Here is a 19181-nt window from a genome sequence, read left to right on the forward strand (position 1 = left end):
AGAGGCGCGGATTGTGTTGGCGAGCTGGCCACGGGGGTTCTCGAGCCGTACTTATGTGGCCGTCTCGATCAGGCGCCGTACCTGATGAGCACGACGCTACTTACCCTGGCCGGATATCGGAAGTGCGACACACACATTGTCACCAGACGTTAATGGGCACGGCATCTGGGACTCAGTAAATGGCGGCCGTCGCATACGACGTGAATGCCCCGCGCAGCATGTCCACCGTGTCGACGCTCAGCACGGCGTGGGCGCTGAGCCGCACCCGGCCGTCGCGGGTCGTCGCCGTGATCCCGTGGTTGTGCAGGGCGATCGTGAGCGTATTCAGCTGGGCGGGGTTGGGCTCGAGCACGAGGATCCCCGCCCGTTCCCGTTCGTCGCGCGGCGACACGACCGGCACGGCGTACTCGTCTGCGAGGTCGATCAGCTGAGAGACGTTGTCCGCGACCGCGGCCTCGATGTGATGAATGCCCGTCACGGTAATTTCCTCGAGGGCGGCGGAGAAGCGCGCCTGCGCGATGGGGTCTCCATTGCTGACGCGGAATGCGCGGGCGCTCTGGCTCGGCGGCAGCACCTCGTCCCACGGCTCGGCGACGTCCGTGCCCGCGAAGCCCGAGAAAACCGGGACGAGCCGTTCGACCGCGCGGTCGCTCAGCGCCAGGAAACCGGTGCCCCAGCCCGAGCGCACCCATTTCTGACCACCGGATGCGACGACATCCGCCATCTCGTATGCCGCGTCGGTGACTCCGAAGCCCTGGATCGCGTCCACGATCAGCAGACGGTCGCCGATCACCTGGCGGATGCCGTCGAGGTCGACCCGGAACCCGGTCCGGGAGTCGACGAGACAGACGGCGACGGCGACCGTCGCGGGCGTGAGCTGTTCGCGGATCTCGCCGGGGGTCACCCTGCCGTGTTCGGTCTTGAGCCAGATCGGGGTCACGACGCGCAGCGCCTCCGCGGCCCGCACGGCCGCGTACGGCACGGTGGGGAAATCGCCGGGCGAGAGCAGAACGCCCCCGGTCAGACCGAACATGGCCTGCATGATGCCCGTCGTGGTGTTCGGCTCGCAGACCACCTGATCGGCCCGGAAACCGGTCACGGCCGCAACGGCCTCGCGCATCCGCTCGTCCTGCTGGACGAGGTGGTCGAGGCTGCCGAACCGGGCCCGGGACAGAATCTCGGTCTGGCCGAGGCTCTCGGCCAGCACCGTCGCCGAGAGCGGTCCGACGCGGCCGTAGTCGAGGTAGCCGGGCTCTTCGACGAATCCCGCGGCATAGGCATCGATCTCGGTCATCCGGTCTCCTAGCTTCCGAAACGGCGGTGGCGTTTGGCGAAATCGCGCAGGGCGCGCAGGAAGTCGACCTGGCGGAGGTCCGGTCCGAGCGCCTCGACGAAGTAGAACTCGCTGTGGGCGCTCTGCCAGAGCATGAAGTCGCTGATCCGCTGTTCACCGGAGGTGCGGATCACGAGGTCGGGATCCGGCTGACCACCCGTGTACAGGTGCTGGCCGATGAGCTCGGGGGTGAGCGTCTCGGCGAGGTCCGCGAGGGTGTGCCCGTTCTCGAGGTGCGCCGCGACGATGCTGCGCATCGCGTCGGTGATCTCGGTGCGTCCGCCGTAGCCGACCGCGAGGTTGATGTGCATCCCCGTCTTGCCGGCGGTGCGGGTCTCCGCGTCGCAGAGCGCCGCGATCAGCGGCTCGGGCAGGCCCTTCTTCGTGCCGACCTGCTGGACGCGCCAGGTGCGCTGGCGCGAGAGCTCCTCGGCGAGCTTGGCGATGATCTTGGTGAGTTCGGCGAGTTCCTCGCTCGGGCGGTTGGTGAGGTTGTCCGAGGAGAGCAGGTAGAGCGTGACGACCGAGATGCCGAGGTCGTCGCACCAGCGCAGGAACTCCCGCATCTTCGCCGCGCCGGCGCGGTGGCCGTGTGCGGCGGACTCGAGTCCGAGCTGCCGGGCCCAGCGGCGGTTGCCGTCGATGATCATCGCGACGTGGCGCGGCAGGTTCTCCGGCGTCAGCCCGCGCCGAAGTCGACGCTCGTACAACCGGTAGAGGATGTCGCGCGCCAAGGGGACCTGCCTCTTCTGCACGTATTTACGCTAGCCCACTCGGACAGCCCGTGCTTCTTCCGGCATGTTCGCTGTCGTATTCTGGCTGCATGGCCGCAGAGAGCAGCACCGGGGACAACGCAACAGCAGGACAGCCTTCGGCGGAACAGGGCGACGAGTTCATCGCCCAGCTGCCGCTGCTCGAGGCGGAGGTGCCCCGGCCCGAGGACCTCAAGCCGACCTGGCGCGGTTGGATCCACGCCGGTACCTTCCCGGTCACCATCGTCGCGGGGATCGTACTGCTGTCCCTCGCCCAGGGCCCGGCCGCGAAGTGGAGCTGCCTCGTCTTCGTGATCAGCTCCCTGCTCCTGTTCGGCAACTCGGCGCTATACCACCGCATCAACTGGAAGCCGCGCACGAAACTCGTCTTCAAGCGCATCGACCACGCGAACATCTTCCTGCTGATCGCCGGCTCGTATACGCCGATCACGGTGCTCGCGCTGCCGCCGTCGAAGTCGGTGCTCCTGCTTTCCCTCGTCTGGGGCGGCGCGCTTCTCGGCATCGCCTTCCGGGTGTTCTGGATCACCGCCCCGCGCTGGCTCTACGTGCCGTTGTACCTGCTGCTCGGCTGGGGCTCACTGATGTTCATCGTCGACTTCTTCCAGGCGAACGCCGCGATGATGACGCTCATCATGATCGGCGGCCTGTGCTACTCGGTCGGCGCCGTCATCTACGCCCTCAAGAAGCCCAACCCGTTTCCCGGGGTCTTCGGGTTCCACGAGATCTTCCACAGCCTGACCGTGGTCGCGTTCCTTTGCCACTGGGCGGCGATCCTGATCATCGCCACGCATCCGCTCTACCCCTGAGTCGTACCCCTGAGGCCTGCCCCTGGGGCTACGCCTGGGGGTGCTCGGTTCCCTCGGCGACGGATGCCTCTGCCGCGTTCTTCGCCGCGAGCTCGGCCTGCAGGCGCTCGGCGATCTCCGCGCGATACGTCGTGCGGCGGATGCGGCGGACCAGGTCGAAGCCGAGCGCCACGACGGCGAGCACGACGAACAGGATCGCCAGGAAGCCGGCGGGACCGGGCGTGACGGTGTCGGGGTTGAATTCGGGCGGCGGCGTGTTGGCGAGGACGAAGCCCGTCACGGCGTCGGTGAAGAGTGGGAACACGGCGTTCATGCCTCGTCCCGGATACCGGCGAACAGATCTGATTCAGGCATGACCGTGTCAACTTTCGATTCGACGAGCTGGAAGTCCTCGTATGGCCACGCCTCACGGATGAGGTCGTTCGGCCAGAAGAAGAAGCTGCTCGTGGGGGAAACCTGGCTCGCGTGGGCGCGCAGTGCCGCGTCCCGCGCCTCCAGGAAGTCGCCGACCGGAACGTGGGTCGTGGCCAGGTCCGGGTAGTTCTTCATCCAGTCCCGGGCTTCGCCGAGCGGCTCGAGCAGCGGCGACTCGGGTTCCTTGACGCTGAGCAGGAGGAAGAGGGCGTCGATCCGCTCGAGGTTGAAGATGCGGTCGTAATAGAGCTTGTCGATCTGCCAGGGCTCGCCGTCGCCCGGGTAGCGCGCGGGGTCGGCGGCGGCGCGGTAGGCCTCCATCGAGACCTCGTGGCAGCGGATGTGGTCCGGGTGCGGATACCCGCCGTTCTCGTCGTACGTGATCAGCACCTGCGGCCGGAATTCGCGGATGATCCGCACGAGGGGTTCCGCGGAGAACTCGAGGTCGATGGTCGCGAAGGAATTGGCCGGGACCGAACCGTCCTCGTTCATGCCGGAATCCTGATATCCGAGCCAGCGGTGCTCGATGCCGAGGGCCAGTTGCGCCTGGCGCATCTCCAGCCGGCGCAGGCCGGCCATGTCGCGCTGGGCCATCGCATTGTCGGCCAGAGCCTCGTTGAGGATGCTGCCGCCCTCTCCGCCCGTACAGCTCACCACCATGACCTCGGCCCCACGGCTCCGGTAGTACGCGTAGCTCGCTGCACCCTTGCTCGACTCGTCGTCGGGATGGGCATGAACGGCCAGGAGGCGCAGTGTCATCGAACTCCTCAGAAATGGCGGATAACCTAGGGACAAGACTAATCGTTGAACCGTGAGTGTGGAGTCTGAGTGACCGGCAGCAGGAACGTCGACAGCGGTACCCGCAGCGAGGGCACCCTGGATTCCCGGTACGGCCGCGCCCCGGACCGGCGTCTGCGCGACCGCCGGTCCCTGTGGATCACGTCCGGAGTGTTCGCCGTCGTCCTGGTGGGGTGGGTCGTCTGGGCCGGGCTGGGCGGCTCCCAGCCCCTGCTCGAAACCAGGGACATCCGCAACGTCGTTCAGGACGGGCGGAACGTGACCGTCACCTTCGAGGCGTCGATTCCGGTCGGGGCATCGGCGAGTTGCGCGGTCGAGGCGCTCAACCAGAGCTTCGCGGTCGTAGGGTGGAAGGTGATCGACCTGCCGCCGAGTGACCAGTATTCACGTACCTTCACGGAGCAGCTGCTGACGAGCGAGCCGGCCACCACCGGATTGATTTACCGCTGCTGGCTGACCTAGACTGACGTATTCGCCCCGACGTTCTTCGCCGGGGCGAGCGTTGTTTTCCTGCCGCGATCCGCCCGGAAGCACGCACACGACACCGCACGATCACGCATATCCGGCACTACACGCATGACTCGAGCATGAGGAGGAGATCCACCCATGACTACAGAAACCACCGTCACCTGGCTGACACAGGAGGCGTACGACCGCCTCGCCTCCGAGCTGGAGGCTCTCAGCACCGTGGGTCGTATCGAGATCGCGAAGAAGATCGAATCCGCGCGTGAAGAGGGTGACCTCAAGGAGAACTCGGGGTACCACGCGGCGAAGGACGAACAGGGCAAGCAGGAGGCGCGCATCCGCACGCTCGTCGTGCTGCTCCGCAACGCCGAGGTGGGCCACGCGCCCGAGAGCAAGGGCGTCGTCGAGCCCGGAACCGTGATCACCGCCACCATCGCCGGTGACGAGGAGCGCTTCCTGATCGGCAGCCGCGAGATCGCCGGCGACAGCGACCTCGACGTCTACAGCGAGCAGAGCCCGCTCGGCGCCGCGATCATCGGCCTCAAGGTCGGATCGAAGACGAGCTACACGACCCCGAACGGCAAGGAAATCGCCGTGGAGATCTTCGCGGTCGAAACCTGGGGCGGCAACTAGCAGCATCCGCTGCGACCGCGGCGAGACCGCTAGTCGATCTGGGGGTCGTACCCGGCCGAGGTGAGCACGTCGACGACGTGCTGACGGTGGTCCGGCCCGCGGGTCTCGACGCTGACGTTGAGCTCGACCTCGCTGATCTGCAGTCCGACGCCGTGCCGGGTGTGCAGCACCTCGACGACGTTGGCGTGGGCCTCCGCGAGCAGTTCGGAGATGCGCGCGAGCTGTCCGGGACGGTCCGGCAGCATGATGCGCAGGGTGAGGTACCGGCCGGATGCCGCGAGGCCGTGACTGATGACACGCTGCATCAGCAGCGGGTCGATATTGCCCCCGCTGAGGATGGCCACCGTCGATCCGTCCGCCGTGACCTTGCCGGCGAGGATCGCGGCGACCGCGACGGCTCCGGCCGGCTCGACGACGAGCTTGGCGCGTTCGAGGAGCACGAGCAGCGCGCGAGCGGTGTCGTCCTCGGTGACGGTGACGATCTCGTCGACCACGTCCCGGATGATCTCGAAGTTGAGCAGCCCCGGCTTGGCGACGGCGATGCCGTCTGCGATCGTCGGCAGGATCGGCACCTCGATCGCCTTCCCCGCCTCGAGGGAGGGCGGGTAGGCGGCAGCGTTGGCGGCCTGCACGCCGATGATCCGGATCGTGCGGCCGTCGAGGAGTGCCTTCTGCTTCAGCGCGCTCGCGACGCCGGAGATGAGTCCGCCACCGCCGATCGGGACGATCACGGTGTGCAGGTCGGGGACCTGGTCGAGGATCTCGAGGCCCAGCGTGCCCTGGCCAGCGATCACGTCCGCGTGGTCGAACGGCGGGATCAGGATCGCACCGGTCTCCGCGGCGTACGCGGCGGCGGCGAGCAGCGGCTCGGCGACCGTGCTGCCCCGGAGGATGACGTGCGCACCGTAGTCCCTGGTGGCCTGGAGCTTCGGCAGGGCGACGCCCACTGGCATGAAGATCGTGGCCTTGATCCCCAGCTCGCGGGCGGCGAACGCGACGCCCTGGGCGTGGTTCCCCGCCGAGGCAGCGACGACGCCGCGCTCCTTCTCCTCGTCGGTGAGCTTCGAGAGGCGGTTGTACGCCCCCCGGATCTTGTACGAGCCGGTGCGCTGCAGGTTCTCGCACTTGAGGTGTACCTCGGCGCCGAGGACCGCGCTCAGGTAGCGTGAGCTCTCCATCGGGGTCACGGCGGCGACCAGGGACACCACGGCGCGGGCGGCTTCGAACTCGGCGAGGCTCGGCCCGACGAGAGACAGGTTGGTCATGAGATGCCTTCGGTAGTGGTCGTGGCTGACGGGTTTCTTCTGGTCCTGGTGAAGCCGGGTCGTTGCGGCACGGTCCGCCAGAGCGGCGAACCGGTACCGCGCGGAAGCTCAGGGAGGTCGGCACGCCAGCTGCCGCCCTGAATGTAGTTGATCATGACATTGAGCACGGCCGCGACCGGAACCGCGAAGAGCGCTCCGGGGATCCCGGCGAGCAGCGACCCCGCAGCGACGACGAGCACCACACCGAGCGGATGCACCTTGACGGCTGTTCCCATGATGAGCGGCTGCAGGACGTGGCCCTCGACCTGCTGGACCAGGAGTACGACGCCGAGCATGGCGAGGGCGATCGGCCACGAATTGAACAGCAGCGCGATCACGACGGCGACGGCACCGGTCGCGACGGCGCCCACGATCGGGATGAAGGAGCCGAGGAAGACGAGCACGCCGATCGGGATCGCGAGCGGGACTCCGAGCAGGAACGCGCCGAGCCCGATCCCGAAGGCGTCGATCGACGCGACCAGGATCTGCACCTTCGCGAAGTTGCCGAGGGTGGTCCAGCCGGCCTGCCCGGCGCCATCGATCGCCGCGCGTGCCCGCCGGGGGAAGATCCGCACGATCCAGGCCCAGATTCCGGGGCCGTCGATCAGGAGGAAGAGCAGGCTGAAGAGCGCGAGCAGAAGCCCGGTGAGGCCGTGGCCGAGTGACGTGCCGAGCGAGAGCGCGCCGCTCAGGAAGACCTGGCTGTCGGCCTGGATCGCCGCGAGCGCCTGCTGCAGGTAGTCGTTGATCTGCGGTTCCGTGAGATGCAGCGGCGACGCGAGCAGCAGCGCCTTGAGGTCTCCGTACGAACCGGCGAGCCGGTCACTGAGGCCGGCGAGACCGCCGGCGAGCTGGGTCGCGGCGAGGGTGATCAGAGCGGCGGGCACGAGGAGCGTGGTGAGGACCGCGACGGCGATGGCCAGGCCCTTGGGCCAGCGGTGCCGCACGAGGAAGGCCACGAAGGGCGCGACGATCGAGGAGACCAGCACGGCGATGAGCAACGGGATGACGATAAGCCGGAGCTGGACGACGAGGAACAGAAACACGGCGATGACGGCGAAGAGGGCGAGGAGTCGCCACGACCAGGCACCGGCGAGACGGATGCCGGGCGGCACGTTCTCGTCGACGCCGTTCGGCGGCGCGGACACGGCGGCGGCCGCTGCCGCACCGGCCCGCGCACCGGCCGCGTTTCCGGCCGCGTTTCCGTCTGCGGTACGAGCCCCCGTGCCGGGCCCGCTGCCGGGTTCCCGGCCGCTCGGGGCGGCACGTCGACGCCGCCCGGTGAGGAGTGCGCTCCAGCCCGGCCTACCCGCGGATTCCGTCATCGGACCAGTCTAGGCAATCGGAAGCGGTCGCTGTCCCCGGTCCTCGCTAGGGTCGAGGAATGGTCCAGTCCCTCTCCCCCGCACTAGCCAGACGCGTGGCCCTGGCCGCCCAGGGATTCGGGCGTCCCGCCGCGGCCGCTCCGGGCATCCGCCAGCTGGACGCCCTGATCAGCAGGCTCGGTCTGTTGCAGATCGACTCGGTCAACGTCTTCGAGCGCAGCCACTATCTGCCGGCCTTCAGCCGGCTCGGCGCCTACGACAAGGCGCAACTCGACCGGCTGACCTTCGCGGTCGGCAAGCAGGCCCGCTACACCGAGTACTGGGCGCACGAGGCCTCGTTCGTGCCGCTCGAGAGCCGGCCGCTGTTCGCCTGGCGAATGGACGACTTCCGCGAACGTTCGGCGCGCACGCCGGGCGCGTGGTCGCAGTCCAACCGGCCGATGCTGGACTGGCTGCTCGCGGAGCTCGCTTCCACGGGCCCGCTGCCGGCGAGTGCGATCGAGCACGACGCGAACAAGCGCAGCGGCCCGTGGTGGGGCTGGTCGGACGTCAAGAGCGGCCTCGAGACGCTGTTCCGCTGGGGCGACGTCGTCACAGCGGGCCGCAGCCGGTTCGAGCGGGTCTACGCGCTGCCGGAGCAGGTGCTGCCCAGTGAACTGCTCGAGCGCACGGTGAGCCGGGACGACGCGCACCGCGAGCTCGTCCGCCGGTCGGCGCGGGCGCACGGCATCGGGACGGCGAAGGACTTCGCCGACTACTTCCGGCTGAAGACGCCGGCGACCCTCGCCGCGATCCATGAGCTCGAGGACGCCGGCGAGCTGATCCCCGTCACGGTGCCCGGCTGGGGCCCGGGTGGCGGTCCCGGCGCCGCCTGGCTGCATCGGGACGCCCGGCTGCCGCGGGCCCTGGATGCCGCTGCGGTGCTCTCGCCGTTCGACCCCGTGGTCTGGGACCGGGCCAGGGCGCTCCGCCTCTTCGGCTTCCACTACCGCATCGAGATCTACACTCCCGAACCGAAACGGGTCTTCGGGTACTACTCGCTGCCGATCCTGCTCGGAGACACCCTCGTCGGCCGGGTCGACCTCAAGAACGACCGGCAGGCCGGGGTGCTGCGGGTACAGGCGGCCTGGGCCGAAGCGGATGCCCCGGCCGACACCGCCGAACGCCTCGCGCCGGTGCTGCGTGCGACCGCGCTCTGGCAGGGTCTCACCGAGATCACGGTCGTGCAGCGGGGCACGCTCGCAAGGGACCTCGCCGCACTCCTCGCCTGACGCGAAGCCGTCAGAACTTGTTGCCCATGGCGTGCAGGCGGTCGATCCGGTCCTCGATCGGCGGGTGCGTGCTGAACAGTTTCGCCATCATGCCGGGCTTGAGCGGGTTGGCGATCCACAGGTGCGCCATCGACGTGTTCTGTTTCTGCATCGGGCGCGCGTAGGTCTCGAGCTTGGCGAGGGCGCTCGCGAGGGCGTCCGGGTGCCGCGTGGTCAGCGCACTCGTGGCGTCGGCGAGGTACTCGCGCTGGCGCGAGACGGCGAGCTGAACCATGCTCGCGACAAGCGGCGCCACGATCATGGCGACCAGGCCGAAGACCATCACGACCGGGTTGCCGTTGTTGTTGTTACTGCGGCCGAAGAACGCCATCCGCAGGAACATGTCCGAGATGAAACCGACCGCGACGACGAGGCCGAACACGATCATCGACACCCGGATGTCGTAGTTGCGCACGTGCCCGAGTTCGTGGGCCATCACACCCTCGAGCTCGGAGTCGTCCATGATGGCGAGAAGGCCCGTCGTCGCGGCGACGATGGCATGCTGAGGGTCGCGACCGGTCGCGAACGCGTTCGGCGCGGGGTCGTTGATGATGTAGATCTCCGGCATCGGCGTTCCGGTTGTGATCGACAGGTTCTCGACGGTGTTCCACAGCCGCGGATGCTCCGCCTTACTGTTCACCCGGATCCCGCCGCTCATCGCGATCGCCTGGCGCCCGGCCGCGAAGTATTGCACGAGGGCGTACCCGGCGGCGACGACGATCGTCAGGATCAGGATGCCGTAGCTACCCTTGGGGCTGTAGACAGCGTTCGCGATCCAGCCGAGCCCGGCGATGATCGCCAGGAACAGGATGATGATGAAGACCGTGTTGCGCTTGTTCCGCGCGATCGCACTGTACATCTGGGCCTGCCGCTAGAACTGGACGCGAGGCGGCTCCGCGATGGCTGCGGAGTCGGTGACCTCGAAGAAGTCGCGCTGGGTGAAGCCGAGGTTCTTCGCGATCAGGTTGTTCGGGAAGACCTGGATCTTCGTGTTGAGCTCGCGGACGCCGCCGTTGTAGAAGCGACGCGACGCCTGGATCTTGTCCTCGGTGTCGACGAGCTCGGCCTGCAGCTGCAGGTAGTTCTGGCTGGCCTGGAGCTGCGGGTACGCTTCCGCGACCGCGAAGATGCTGCGCAGGGCCGACTGCATGTGGTTCTCGGCGACGGCGGCATCCGCGGGGGTCGACGCGCTGATCGATTCGGCGCGGGCCTTGGCGACGTTCTCGAAGACGGCCTTCTCGTGTGCCGCGTAGCCCTTGACCGTCTCGATCAGGTTCGGGATCAGGTCGGCCCGCCGCTTGAGCTGGACCGTGATGTCGCTCCAGGCCTCGTCCACTCGCACCTTGAGGGTCACGAGGGTGTTGTACGTCGCCCAGAAGTAAATTCCGACGATGACGACGAGCACAACAACGATGAGTAACGGGATGAGCCATTCCATGGCAGCGTCTCCTTGTGTTTCAGCGGGGCGAGCGAGCGGGCCGCGGCGGCGTACGAACGTTGCTGCCATCATAACGATGCGGCCTGACACTCTCATGCGCTTCCCACCAGACTCCAAGAAACACCCTCAGCCCAGGCTCCATTCGGGTCTGACCGGCGAATAATTCTTGGTATGAGCCTCGCGTCCGAACCTGCCGTCTTCGTGAAGGACCTGCACGCCCGCCGCGGCAGGAATCCGGTGCTGCACGGCCTGAGCCTCACCGTGCCGCGCGGCCTGGTCGTTGGCCTGATCGGGCCGAGCGGATGCGGGAAGACGACCCTGATGCGCTCGATCGTCGGCGTCCAGCTCGTCCAGTCCGGGGAGGTCACGGTGCTCGGCCGCCCGGCCGGCTCCGTCTCGCTCCGGAACCGGGTCGGCTACGTCACCCAGGAGGCGAGCGTCTACGACGACCTGACCGTGCGACAGAACCTGACGTACTTCCGCGCGGTGCTCGGCGCACCGGCAAGCGACGTCGACCGGGTGATCGACGCGACCGACCTCGGACGGTATGCCGGCCAGCTCGCCGGGTCGCTCTCCGGCGGCCAGCGCAGCCGGGTGTCGCTCGCGGGCGCGCTGCTCGGCTCCCCCGAGCTGCTCGTGCTCGACGAACCCACCGTCGGGCTTGATCCGGTGCTCCGGGTGGAGCTGTGGGAGCTGTTCCACCGGCTCGCTGCCGGAGGGACGAGCCTGCTCGTCTCGAGCCATGTGATGGACGAGGCGAGCCGCTGTGACCGGCTCCTCCTGATGCGGGACGGCGAGATCCTCGCGGACGACACCCCCGCCGGCTTGCTCGCCTCGACCGCGACCGACGACGTCGAGGCGGCATTCCTGAGCCTGATCCGTCGGCATCCGTCGCCGGAAGACCGGTCGCCGGGCGACGCTGGCCCCGGCGTCGACGGGCCGACCAGCACGGGCGGTGCCCGGTGAACCCGCGCCGCACGCTCGCGACCGCGGGGCGGGTGCTCACCCAGATCCGGCACGACCCGCGCACGATCGTGCTGCTGCTCGTGGTGCCGAGCCTCCTGATCGGCCTGGTCGCCTGGATCTTCGCCGACACGCCCGTGTTCGACAGGATCGGTCCGGCGATGATCGCACTGTTCCCGTTCATCGTGATGTTCCTCGTGACGAGCATCACGACCCTGAGGGAGCGCCGCACCGGAACGCTCGAGCGGCTGCTCTCGATGCCGCTCGGAAAAGGTGATTTCATCCTCGGCTACACCCTCGCGTTCGGGCTGCTCGCGGTGATTCAGTCCGCCGTCGCGGTCGGGTACGCGGTCTGGGTGTGCGGCCTCACGATCGCCGGTTCGGTCTGGCTGCTGCTCGCGGTCGCCGTCGCAGACGCGGTGCTCGGCACGACCTTCGGGCTCCTCGCGAGCGCGTTCGCGCGCACCGAGTTCCAGGTCGTGCAGTTCATGCCCGCGCTCGTGTTCCCACAGATCCTGCTCGGCGGTATCTTCCTCCCCCGCGAGCAGCTTCCGGAGACCTTGCGCATCATCAGCGACTGGCTGCCGCTCTCGCACGCGATCGACGCACTCCAGGCGGTCGCTTCCGACTCGCAGGACGCCGCGTACATCGGCGGCGAGTTGCTCATCATCGGGGCCTGGATCGTGGGTGCCGTCGTCCTCGGCTCGATCACGCTCCGCCGCCGCACCCCCTGACCCTCCCCCGAACGGATGCCCGGGGCGGGTCAGCGGGCGGAGAGCACCTGCTGCAGCCAGCGGTACGAGGACTTCGGCGTGCGCTTCCGCTCGGGGTCCGCGAAGTCGACCCGCACCAGGCCGTAGCGCTGCGTGTAGCCCGCGGTCCACTCGAAACCGTCGAGCAGCGACCAGACGAAGGCCCCACGGAGATCCACCGCCGCCGCCGGCTTGCCGGGGGCGACGGCGTCGAGCGCCGCGACGAGGTGTTCGGCGAGGTAGTCGATCCTGGCCGGGTCGTCGACGGCGCCGCGGCCGTCGACCTGGTCGGGGAAGCTCGCGCCGATGCTCGTGAGGTACACCGGCGGGAGGCCGTCGCCGTAGCGGGTCGCGAGCTCGGCGAGGGCGACGCCGAGGTAGTCGGGCGCGATCGCGCGTCCCGCCCCGGTGACCGTGAACTCGCGGAACGGGAGCACGTGGAACGGGAAGGAGACCACGGGCGCGTTCTCGTCGACCCGGCCGGCGTTCGCGGCGGTGCGCGGCCCGGTGCCCGAGCCCGCGGCGCCCGGCCCGCCGGGTCCGCCCGCCCGGCTCGCCGGCCCGCGGGAACCGGGGCCGCGGGATCCCGGCCCGCGGGGTCCCGAGCCGGCGCCGGCTTCACCGCGCGCGCCGCCTGAGCCGTTGCCGGAGGCGCCGCCGCCTGCGATCGCACCGCTCACGACGGGAACGGGCCCCGCCGCGACCCGCGACGGCTGCACGTAGTTGAGGCCGTAGAAGTCGAGCGGCTGGTTGATCGTGCGCAGGTCCTCCGGCTCGGTCTCGATCAGCAGCCGCAGCTCGGCCTCGTAGGGCTCCGGCGGCACCGGGTAGTTCCCGAGGAGGACGGCGTCGGCGAAGACGCGGTTGTGCAGCAGGTCGAAGAGCGCCGCGGCGACCTCGTCGGCCTCCCTGTCGCTCGCCGGCTGCACGGGCGAGTACGCATTGGCGATTCCGATGCCGCCGTGCACATCGGCCGCGCGCAATCCCTGCACGGCGAGGCCGTGGCCGAGGAGCTGGTGGTGCGCTGCCGGGAGCGCGGCGAAGAGACGGGCCTCGCCGGGGGCATCCGTGCCGAGGGCGTACCCGGCGAGCGTCACGGTCGCCGGCTCGTCGAGGGTGACCCAGGCGTCGACCCGGTCGCCGAACACGGCTCCGAGCTCGTAGGCGTAGTCGGCGAAGCGCGAGGCGGTATCGCGGTTCAGCCAGCCGCCGCGCAGGGCGAGCGGCAGGTCGCGGTGGTGCAGCGTCGCCATCGGGCGGATGCCGGCCGCGAGGAGCCCGTCGACAAGCCGGTCGTAGAACGCGAGTCCGGTGCGCGCGAGGGAGCCTCTCCCGTCGGGCTGCACCCGCGACCAGGCGAAGGAGAAGCGATACGCGTCGACGCCGAGCTCGCTCAGCAGGGTGAGGTCTTCGGGCAACTTGTTGTAGTGGTCCGCGGAGACGGATGCGTTCGACCCGTCCACGATGCGGCCGGCAGTGGCCGTGAACGGGTCCCAGGTCGACTCGGCGCGGCCGCCGTCGCGGGCAGCGCCCTCGATCTGGAATGCCGAACTCGCCACCCCGATCGTGAAACCGCCGGGGAGCCGGTCGCCAAGTTCGTTGGCGCGGTGCGGCCAGGCCCGGCCGGCGACCGTGTTGGTGTTGATCGGCTTGCTGCTCATGGTCCGAGGAGTCTCTCCCGCTTGTGATTCGTGGAGCGGCCGCGGGCCGCGGTCACCAGCCTGTCACGCGCGGGGCGGAATCCGGACCGGCAGGCGCCGATCCATGCCCGGCAGGCGGCGATCCGTGCCGGGACGGCACTGCGGCACGGGAGCGGGCCGGCGCCCCGGCGGCCGTTCGGCCTTCGATTAACGCCCGAGCACCCGGTCCAGGTACCGGTTGCCGAACCGCCGCTCGGGATCGAGCCGATCGCGGACGGCGAGGAAGTCATCGAAGTGCGGGTAGGCCTCACGAAGGGACTCCGCGTCTCTCGTGTGCATCTTGCCCCAGTGCGGGCGCCCGTCGTGGGCACGCATGATGGCCTCGACGGCGGCGAAATACTCGCCCGGATTCTCCCGATAGAAGCGGTGCACGGCGATGTACCCGGTCTCGCGGCCGTGAGCCGTCGACAGCCACACGTCGTCCGCTGCGGCGGACCGCACTTCGATCGGGAAGGAGATCCGCCAGCCGGAGCGCTGGATGAGTTCGCGCACCTCGCGCACGGCCGCAGGAATCGCGGCGATCGGGAGCGCGTATTCCATCTCGTGAAAGCGCACGGCGCGCCGGCTCACGAAGATGCGCGTTGAGGCATCCGTGTATTCCCGGCGGGCCATGAATCGTTCGGCGAACCGGTTGATAGTCGGAACGGTCTGAGGGACCACGGCCCCGACGGTGCAGAGTGCCCCGAAGGCACCGTTGGCGAGCAGTTCGTCGTCGATCCAGCGGGAGACCGGGGCGAGCGGCGCGCGCCCGGAGGCCGGGTCCAGGCGGGTGTTCGTCTTGGTGAGGGCCTTCTCGGTGTGCGGGAACCAGTAGAACTCGAAGTGGTCGGCGGTGCGGCTGCGCTCATCGAAGGTGTCGAGCACCTCGGCGAGCGGCTCGGCCTGTTCGACGGCGTGCAGGAGGAACGCCGGGACGCACTGGATCGTCACGTCGACGAGGATGCCGAGCGCGCCGAGACCGAGGCGGGCGGCGGGGAAGATCTCCGCGTTCTCCGTCTCGCTCACGTGCAGGAGGCCGCCGTCTCCGGTGACGAGGGTGAGGCCGACGATCTGGGTGGCGAGTCCGCCGAAGGCCGAGCCGGTGCCGTGGGTTCCCGTGGAGGTCGCGCCGGAGATCGTCTGCCGGTCGACGTCCCCCATGTTGGCGAGCGCGAGCCCGTAGGGTGCGAGCAGGCCGCGGATCCGGTGCAGGCGGGTACCGGCGGCGAGGGTGACGCGGCCGGTGTTCGTGTCGACGCCGACGAGTCCGGCGAGGTCGGCCAGGTCGAGGAGCACGCCGGGAGCGACGGCGATGCCGGAGAAGCTGTGGCCCGATCCGACGGCCTTGATCGACATCCCGGATTTCGCAGCGGCGATCACCGCGCGCTGCACGGCGGCGACGCTCGTAGGCCGCTCGATCCTGATCGGGCGCACGGATTCGCTGCGCGCCCAGTTCCGCCAGAGGGCGCCGGTGTTCGTCACAGGAATGCCTTCCCCTCGCCGCGGTAGCTCGGCAGCAGGTCCACGACCCTGCCGTCATCCACCAGTGCGAATTCCGTCACGTGTTCGCTGAGCTCCCCCGATTTGGTGTGCCGAAGCCAGACCCGGTCGCCGACGCCGAGGGCAGCGGCACCCGGGCCCGCGAGCGGGGTCTGCACCTCGCCGGCGGCCTCGCGCGGCACGACCGCGAGTCCGGGCGGCCAGGCGAGAGCCGGCAACCGGTCGGTGCCCGGCGGCCCCGACGCGACCCAGCCACCGCCGAGGAGCGTCGCGGTCGCCGGGGTCGGCTTCCGCACCACGGAGAGGGCGAAGGCCGCGGCGGGGGCCGGCGTGAATGCCGAATAGTTGTCGAAGAGGTGCCCGCCGAAGAAGCCGCTGCCCGCCGCGATATCGGTGACGGAGGCATCCGCGTGGGTGCTCTCGAGGGACCCGGTCCCTCCACCGTTGACGAACTCGATCGGTGCGACCTCGCGCACCGCCGCGACGGCGGCGGCACGGCGCACGCCGAGTTCCGCGATCGAGTGGCGGCGCACCCACCGGTTGACGATCCCGGTGCTGAGCGCACGGGGGCCGTGGCCGGCCGGCCGGTCGCCGAGCCCGGCGACCTGCGATTCGTAGGCCATCACGCCGACGAGCGTGAAGCCGGGGCGCGCGACGATGGCCGCCGCGAAGTCGTGCGCCTCGTGGACGGTGTGCACCGGCGAGCGCAGCACGCCGAGGTGTCCGAGCACCGGGTTGTTCCACCCGGCGTCGAGTTCGATGCACAGCCGGATCGCCGCGCGCCGGTGCGGCGGGATCACCGCGTCGATGAGGTCGAGCTGGGCGAGCGAGTCGACCATGAGGGTGACCCGGGAGGCCAGGACCGCCGAGCGGCCGAGGGCTCCGATCGCCTCCCGGTCCACGCTCGGGTAGCCGACGACGACGTCCTCGATGGAGTCCGCGAGCCAGAGTGCCTCGGCGAGGGTGTACGCGAGCACCCCCCGGTATCCGGGCACCGCGAGGATGGCCTCGAGCACGCCGCGGACGCGGATCGACTTCGAGGCGACCCGGATCGGGGTTCCCCCGGCCCGTCGCAGCATGTCCTGGGTGTTGTGCCGGAGCGCACCGAGGTGCAGGGCCGCGACGGGCGCGTCGAGATGCCGGGTGGCCTCGGTCAGTGCGGGCCAGTAGCTCTCCGGCCGGAGCCACGGCCTGTCGGCCGAGGCAGTGCGCAGGTCAGGGAGCGTCATAGCGATCGAGCCTGTCTCACGGCGGGGCGGCGAATCCGCCTCGTGTCCGTCAGTATGCCCTACGCCGGGTCCGCCGGCGGATAACAATCGCGCAAGGAGATCGTCACACTGCGCGTTGCACGTTGACAATCGGGGAAATGACCCTTGAAATGGTGACAGGGGGACCTATGCATCGCTCAGACATCGCTTGCGACGGCCCGCCGAACGACCGTCATCGGCGACGGCCCCGGTGGATGCCCGTCGAACTTCGTCCTGCCCGGTCGCCGGCCCGGCTGGTCGCGCCCGTGATCCTCGTCACCGCCGGGCTTCTGTTTCTGAGCCTCGGCGGCCTCCTGCCGGGAGGCCTCGCCCCCGGCGGTTCCCTGCTCGGCACGGATGCCGCGCGCGCCGCGACCTCTCCCGCCCCACCGCCGAGCGGGCCGGCTGCCACCCCGCTGTCGCAGTCCCCCACGATCGACAGCCCCCCGGCCGGGTCCTTCGTCGGCCGCTCGACCACGACGGTCTCGGGCACCCGAGCGGCCGGCCAGGAGATCCAGCTCCTCAACCCGGGAGAGGGCGACCCGCTCTGCATCATCGCAGCCACCGCGTCGACGGACTGGTCCTGCACCGCGAACCTCCCGAGCGGGCAGCACGTCCGACTGAAGGTCGTCGTGACGGGTGATTCGAGCCTCGCCGCCGAGGAGACGATCGACGTGCTCGGGGAGCCCGGAGTCACGGGCGGACCGCTCGGCAACCCGGCGTCGAACGGGACCGTCCGGGGATCCGCGTACCCGGGCGCATCCGTCGTCGCCTCGGTCTCGACCGGCGAGAGCTGCCCGGCGACAGCCGACACGGGCGGGGCGTGGTCGTGCACCTTCCCGAACCTTCCGAGCAGCGGCGGCCACACCGTGACGGCCACGCAGCAGACCGGGTTCAGCGCCCCCTCGTGGTCGAACGACAGCGCGCCGCTGAGCATCCGTTTCGACTTCGACCGGCCCGCCGCCCCCGTCGTCTCGTCACCGACCGCCGGCACCCGGGTACCCCAGGCAGGGTCGAGCTACACGGGGACGGGTGAGGACGGCGCCGCCGTCACCGTGTTCGCCGGCCCATACTCGCTGTGCACCGTCGCGGTCGCCGCCGGAGCGTGGGCCTGCACCGCGACGGGCACGGTCGCCGCGGGCAGTTACCTCGTGATCGCCGCCCAACAGGATGCCGCCGGGAACCAGAGCCAGGGAAGCCCCGGCCTCGCCGTCGACTTCGGTCCCGCGCCGGACGGAACGCCGTCGGCCACCCCGCCGTCATCGCCGACTGATCCGCCCGCGGCCGGGACCGGTTCGCCGACCGCCACCGCACCCGGCACGCCGTCCGGGAGCGACACCGCCACCCCGACGCCCACGGGGACCCCGGCACCGGCATTCCCTGCCCCCGCTCCGCCGGCGGGCGGCGATGATTCGGCATCCGGCCACGAGCCCTCCCTCCCCGGCGGCTGGAACGACCCCACCCAGTTCACGAGCGCGGTCCTGCCCCCGGGTGCGAACGCCGACTTCTCCTGGTTCGAGGCCGTGCTCTTCGCCATCGGCGCCCTCGTGCTCCTCGTCATTCCCGCCCGGTTGCTGAGCGGAACGATCGTGCGCGCGCGGGACGGCCGCCCACTCTGGAACACGACCGCCCTTGCGGGCCGCAACCAGGCGAGCGAGGAATTCGACACGGCCCCCACCGTGATCGTGAACCGCTGGCTTCTCGCGGCCGCCTCTGTCGCTGCTGCCGCGACGCTCATCATGCTCTCCGGCACCGTGTCGAGCCAGCCGGCCTACCTGCGGCTGCTGCTCGCCGTCGTGCTCGCTCTCGTGGTCGTCAACGCGGTCGGAGCCCTCGTGCCGCAGTGGTGGAGCTCGCGGGTGTGGGGCGTGCCGGCATCCGTGACATTCCTGCCGCGCTACCTGCTGCTCGTCGCGGTGACCGCGCTCGGCTCGCGCGCGTTCGAGATCCACCCGGCCCTCCTCTTCGGGCTGCTGGGAAGCGTCGCCGTGTCGAACGGCCACAGCGCGATCCATCGCGGCCAGCTTGCGGCGCTGCGTGCCGGGAGCCTGCTCGTGCTCGCGATCCTCGGCTGGCTTGTGCTCGGGGTGCTGCCGACCGGTGGCGGTTTCGGCGACCTGCTCGCCGCGGAGGTCGCCAACAGCGTCGTGCTGACCGCGATCGGATCGGCGTTGCTCGTGCTCATCCCGATCGGCAGCACGAGCGGGCGGAGCATCGTCGCCTGGTCGCCGCTCGTCTGGGTCGGCCTGACCCTCGCCGCCTTCACGGTCATGTTCGCCGTGCTGAGCCCCGTCGTCGGGCTGTGGCACGGCGAGGGCGGCGTGACCCTGATGTGGGTCGCCTCCGGACTCTTCGCGGCCCTCAGCGTGAGCGCCTGGGCCTGGCAGCGCTTCGTGGTCCCCGAGCCCACCCGGTAGGCGTACGACGTGTCCCCCGCCTTG

Annotated in this window: 18 protein-coding genes; 7 read left to right on the top strand and 11 right to left on the bottom strand. The window is 69.9% G+C overall.

Annotated features, from left to right (window positions below; translation table 11 throughout):
- Positions 1 to 172: 172 nt before the first annotated feature.
- Positions 173 to 1294 carry an aminotransferase class V-fold PLP-dependent enzyme gene (locus tag MQH31_RS16150; RefSeq protein ID WP_134535495.1) on the bottom strand — a complete coding sequence of 374 codons (1122 nt, stop codon included), beginning with the start codon at positions 1292 to 1294 and terminating at the stop codon, positions 173 to 175.
- A gap of 8 nt (positions 1295 to 1302) precedes the next feature.
- Positions 1303 to 2088 carry an isoprenyl transferase gene (locus MQH31_RS16155; RefSeq protein WP_134535494.1) on the bottom strand — a complete coding sequence of 262 codons (786 nt, stop codon included), beginning with the start codon at positions 2086 to 2088 and terminating at the stop codon, positions 1303 to 1305.
- Positions 2089 to 2156: 68 nt separating this feature from the next.
- On the opposite strand from MQH31_RS16155, the gene trhA reads away from it, so the two are divergent.
- Positions 2157 to 2912 carry a PAQR family membrane homeostasis protein TrhA gene (gene trhA, locus MQH31_RS16160; RefSeq protein WP_279239077.1) on the top strand — a complete coding sequence of 252 codons (756 nt, stop codon included), beginning with the start codon at positions 2157 to 2159 and terminating at the stop codon, positions 2910 to 2912.
- A gap of 28 nt (positions 2913 to 2940) precedes the next feature.
- Here the strand turns inward: trhA and MQH31_RS16165 are convergent, their stop codons facing one another.
- Positions 2941 to 3225, bottom strand: coding sequence for a hypothetical protein (locus tag MQH31_RS16165; protein WP_134535492.1), 285 nt, complete (start codon positions 3223 to 3225; stop codon positions 2941 to 2943).
- Positions 3222 to 4085, bottom strand: a complete 864-nt coding sequence (mca, locus tag MQH31_RS16170; protein WP_243012881.1) for a mycothiol conjugate amidase Mca — start codon at positions 4083 to 4085, stop codon at positions 3222 to 3224. The genes MQH31_RS16165 and mca overlap by 4 nt, the downstream gene beginning before the upstream one ends.
- Before the next feature lie 69 nt (positions 4086 to 4154).
- Between mca and MQH31_RS16175 the strand changes: the two genes are divergently transcribed.
- On the top strand, positions 4155 to 4586 hold the full coding sequence (locus MQH31_RS16175) for a DUF4307 domain-containing protein (protein ID WP_243012882.1): 432 nt from the start codon (positions 4155 to 4157) through the stop codon (positions 4584 to 4586).
- 144 nt (positions 4587 to 4730) lie between these two features.
- Positions 4731 to 5222: a transcription elongation factor GreA gene (gene greA / locus MQH31_RS16180; protein WP_134535490.1), complete on the top strand. Its 492-nt coding sequence runs from the start codon at positions 4731 to 4733 to the stop codon at positions 5220 to 5222.
- A 29-nt stretch (positions 5223 to 5251) separates the two neighbouring features.
- Here the strand turns inward: greA and ilvA are convergent, their stop codons facing one another.
- A complete protein-coding gene (ilvA, locus tag MQH31_RS16185) occupies positions 5252 to 6487 on the bottom strand; it encodes a threonine ammonia-lyase (RefSeq protein ID WP_243012883.1) in 1236 nt (411 codons plus the stop codon).
- A complete protein-coding gene (locus MQH31_RS16190; RefSeq protein WP_243012884.1) occupies positions 6484 to 7851 on the bottom strand; it encodes an AI-2E family transporter in 1368 nt (455 codons plus the stop codon). The genes ilvA and MQH31_RS16190 overlap by 4 nt, the downstream gene beginning before the upstream one ends.
- A gap of 59 nt (positions 7852 to 7910) precedes the next feature.
- Between MQH31_RS16190 and MQH31_RS16195 the strand changes: the two genes are divergently transcribed.
- Positions 7911 to 9122, top strand: coding sequence for a winged helix-turn-helix domain-containing protein (locus MQH31_RS16195; protein WP_243012885.1), 1212 nt, complete (start codon positions 7911 to 7913; stop codon positions 9120 to 9122).
- A gap of 10 nt (positions 9123 to 9132) precedes the next feature.
- Here MQH31_RS16195 and MQH31_RS16200 read toward each other — a convergent pair whose 3' ends face one another.
- Both MQH31_RS16200 and MQH31_RS16205 read right to left on the bottom strand, forming a co-directional pair.
- Positions 9133 to 10020, bottom strand: coding sequence for a M48 family metalloprotease (locus MQH31_RS16200; RefSeq protein WP_243012886.1), 888 nt, complete (start codon positions 10018 to 10020; stop codon positions 9133 to 9135).
- A gap of 12 nt (positions 10021 to 10032) precedes the next feature.
- Positions 10033 to 10599 (bottom strand): LemA family protein, encoded by a 567-nt coding sequence (locus tag MQH31_RS16205; protein ID WP_134535485.1) that lies wholly within the window; start codon positions 10597 to 10599, stop codon positions 10033 to 10035.
- Positions 10600 to 10770: 171 nt separating this feature from the next.
- Between MQH31_RS16205 and MQH31_RS16210 the strand changes: the two genes are divergently transcribed.
- Both MQH31_RS16210 and MQH31_RS16215 read left to right on the top strand, forming a co-directional pair.
- Entirely contained in the window at positions 10771 to 11565 is a 795-nt protein-coding gene (locus tag MQH31_RS16210; RefSeq protein WP_243012887.1) for an ABC transporter ATP-binding protein, read from the top strand.
- Positions 11562 to 12296: an ABC transporter permease gene (locus tag MQH31_RS16215; protein ID WP_134535483.1), complete on the top strand. Its 735-nt coding sequence runs from the start codon at positions 11562 to 11564 to the stop codon at positions 12294 to 12296. The genes MQH31_RS16210 and MQH31_RS16215 overlap by 4 nt, the downstream gene beginning before the upstream one ends.
- 29 nt (positions 12297 to 12325) lie before the next feature.
- Here the strand turns inward: MQH31_RS16215 and MQH31_RS20735 are convergent, their stop codons facing one another.
- From MQH31_RS20735 to MQH31_RS16240, 3 genes are all read right to left on the bottom strand, one after another.
- The gene (locus MQH31_RS20735) at positions 12326 to 13975 is read right to left on the bottom strand and encodes a glycoside hydrolase family 1 protein (RefSeq protein ID WP_279239078.1); all 1650 of its coding nucleotides are present in this window, start codon (positions 13973 to 13975) and stop codon (positions 12326 to 12328) included.
- A 186-nt stretch (positions 13976 to 14161) separates the two neighbouring features.
- Positions 14162 to 15475, bottom strand: coding sequence for a D-arabinono-1,4-lactone oxidase (locus MQH31_RS16235; RefSeq protein WP_243012889.1), 1314 nt, complete (start codon positions 15473 to 15475; stop codon positions 14162 to 14164).
- Positions 15472 to 16722 carry an alanine racemase gene (locus tag MQH31_RS16240; RefSeq protein WP_243012890.1) on the bottom strand — a complete coding sequence of 417 codons (1251 nt, stop codon included), beginning with the start codon at positions 16720 to 16722 and terminating at the stop codon, positions 15472 to 15474. The genes MQH31_RS16235 and MQH31_RS16240 overlap by 4 nt, the downstream gene beginning before the upstream one ends.
- Positions 16723 to 16955: 233 nt before the next feature.
- On the opposite strand from MQH31_RS16240, the gene MQH31_RS16245 reads away from it, so the two are divergent.
- Positions 16956 to 19157, top strand: a complete 2202-nt coding sequence (locus MQH31_RS16245; RefSeq protein ID WP_243012891.1) for an Ig-like domain-containing protein — start codon at positions 16956 to 16958, stop codon at positions 19155 to 19157.
- Positions 19158 to 19181 lie beyond the last annotated feature (24 nt).

Origin of the sequence: Cryobacterium zhongshanensis (genome assembly GCF_022760445.1) — a bacterium.
Taxonomy (GTDB): domain Bacteria; phylum Actinomycetota; class Actinomycetes; order Actinomycetales; family Microbacteriaceae; genus Cryobacterium; species Cryobacterium algoricola.

Coding starts and splice junctions, on each gene's coding strand:
- mca (WP_243012881.1), bottom strand. CDS start 4,085: ATGACACTGCGCCTCCTGGCCGTTCATGCCCATCCCGACGACGAGTCG.
- MQH31_RS16195 (WP_243012885.1), top strand. CDS start 7,911: ATGGTCCAGTCCCTCTCCCCCGCACTAGCCAGACGCGTGGCCCTGGCC.
- greA (WP_134535490.1), top strand. CDS start 4,731: ATGACTACAGAAACCACCGTCACCTGGCTGACACAGGAGGCGTACGAC.
- MQH31_RS16245 (WP_243012891.1), top strand. CDS start 16,956: ATGCCCGTCGAACTTCGTCCTGCCCGGTCGCCGGCCCGGCTGGTCGCG.
- MQH31_RS16165 (WP_134535492.1), bottom strand. CDS start 3,225: ATGAACGCCGTGTTCCCACTCTTCACCGACGCCGTGACGGGCTTCGTC.
- MQH31_RS16205 (WP_134535485.1), bottom strand. CDS start 10,599: ATGGAATGGCTCATCCCGTTACTCATCGTTGTTGTGCTCGTCGTCATC.
- MQH31_RS16150 (WP_134535495.1), bottom strand. CDS start 1,294: ATGACCGAGATCGATGCCTATGCCGCGGGATTCGTCGAAGAGCCCGGC.
- MQH31_RS16210 (WP_243012887.1), top strand. CDS start 10,771: ATGAGCCTCGCGTCCGAACCTGCCGTCTTCGTGAAGGACCTGCACGCC.
- MQH31_RS20735 (WP_279239078.1), bottom strand. CDS start 13,975: ATGAGCAGCAAGCCGATCAACACCAACACGGTCGCCGGCCGGGCCTGG.
- MQH31_RS16240 (WP_243012890.1), bottom strand. CDS start 16,722: ATGACGCTCCCTGACCTGCGCACTGCCTCGGCCGACAGGCCGTGGCTC.
- ilvA (WP_243012883.1), bottom strand. CDS start 6,487: ATGACCAACCTGTCTCTCGTCGGGCCGAGCCTCGCCGAGTTCGAAGCC.
- trhA (WP_279239077.1), top strand. CDS start 2,157: ATGGCCGCAGAGAGCAGCACCGGGGACAACGCAACAGCAGGACAGCCT.
- MQH31_RS16190 (WP_243012884.1), bottom strand. CDS start 7,851: ATGACGGAATCCGCGGGTAGGCCGGGCTGGAGCGCACTCCTCACCGGG.
- MQH31_RS16200 (WP_243012886.1), bottom strand. CDS start 10,020: ATGTACAGTGCGATCGCGCGGAACAAGCGCAACACGGTCTTCATCATC.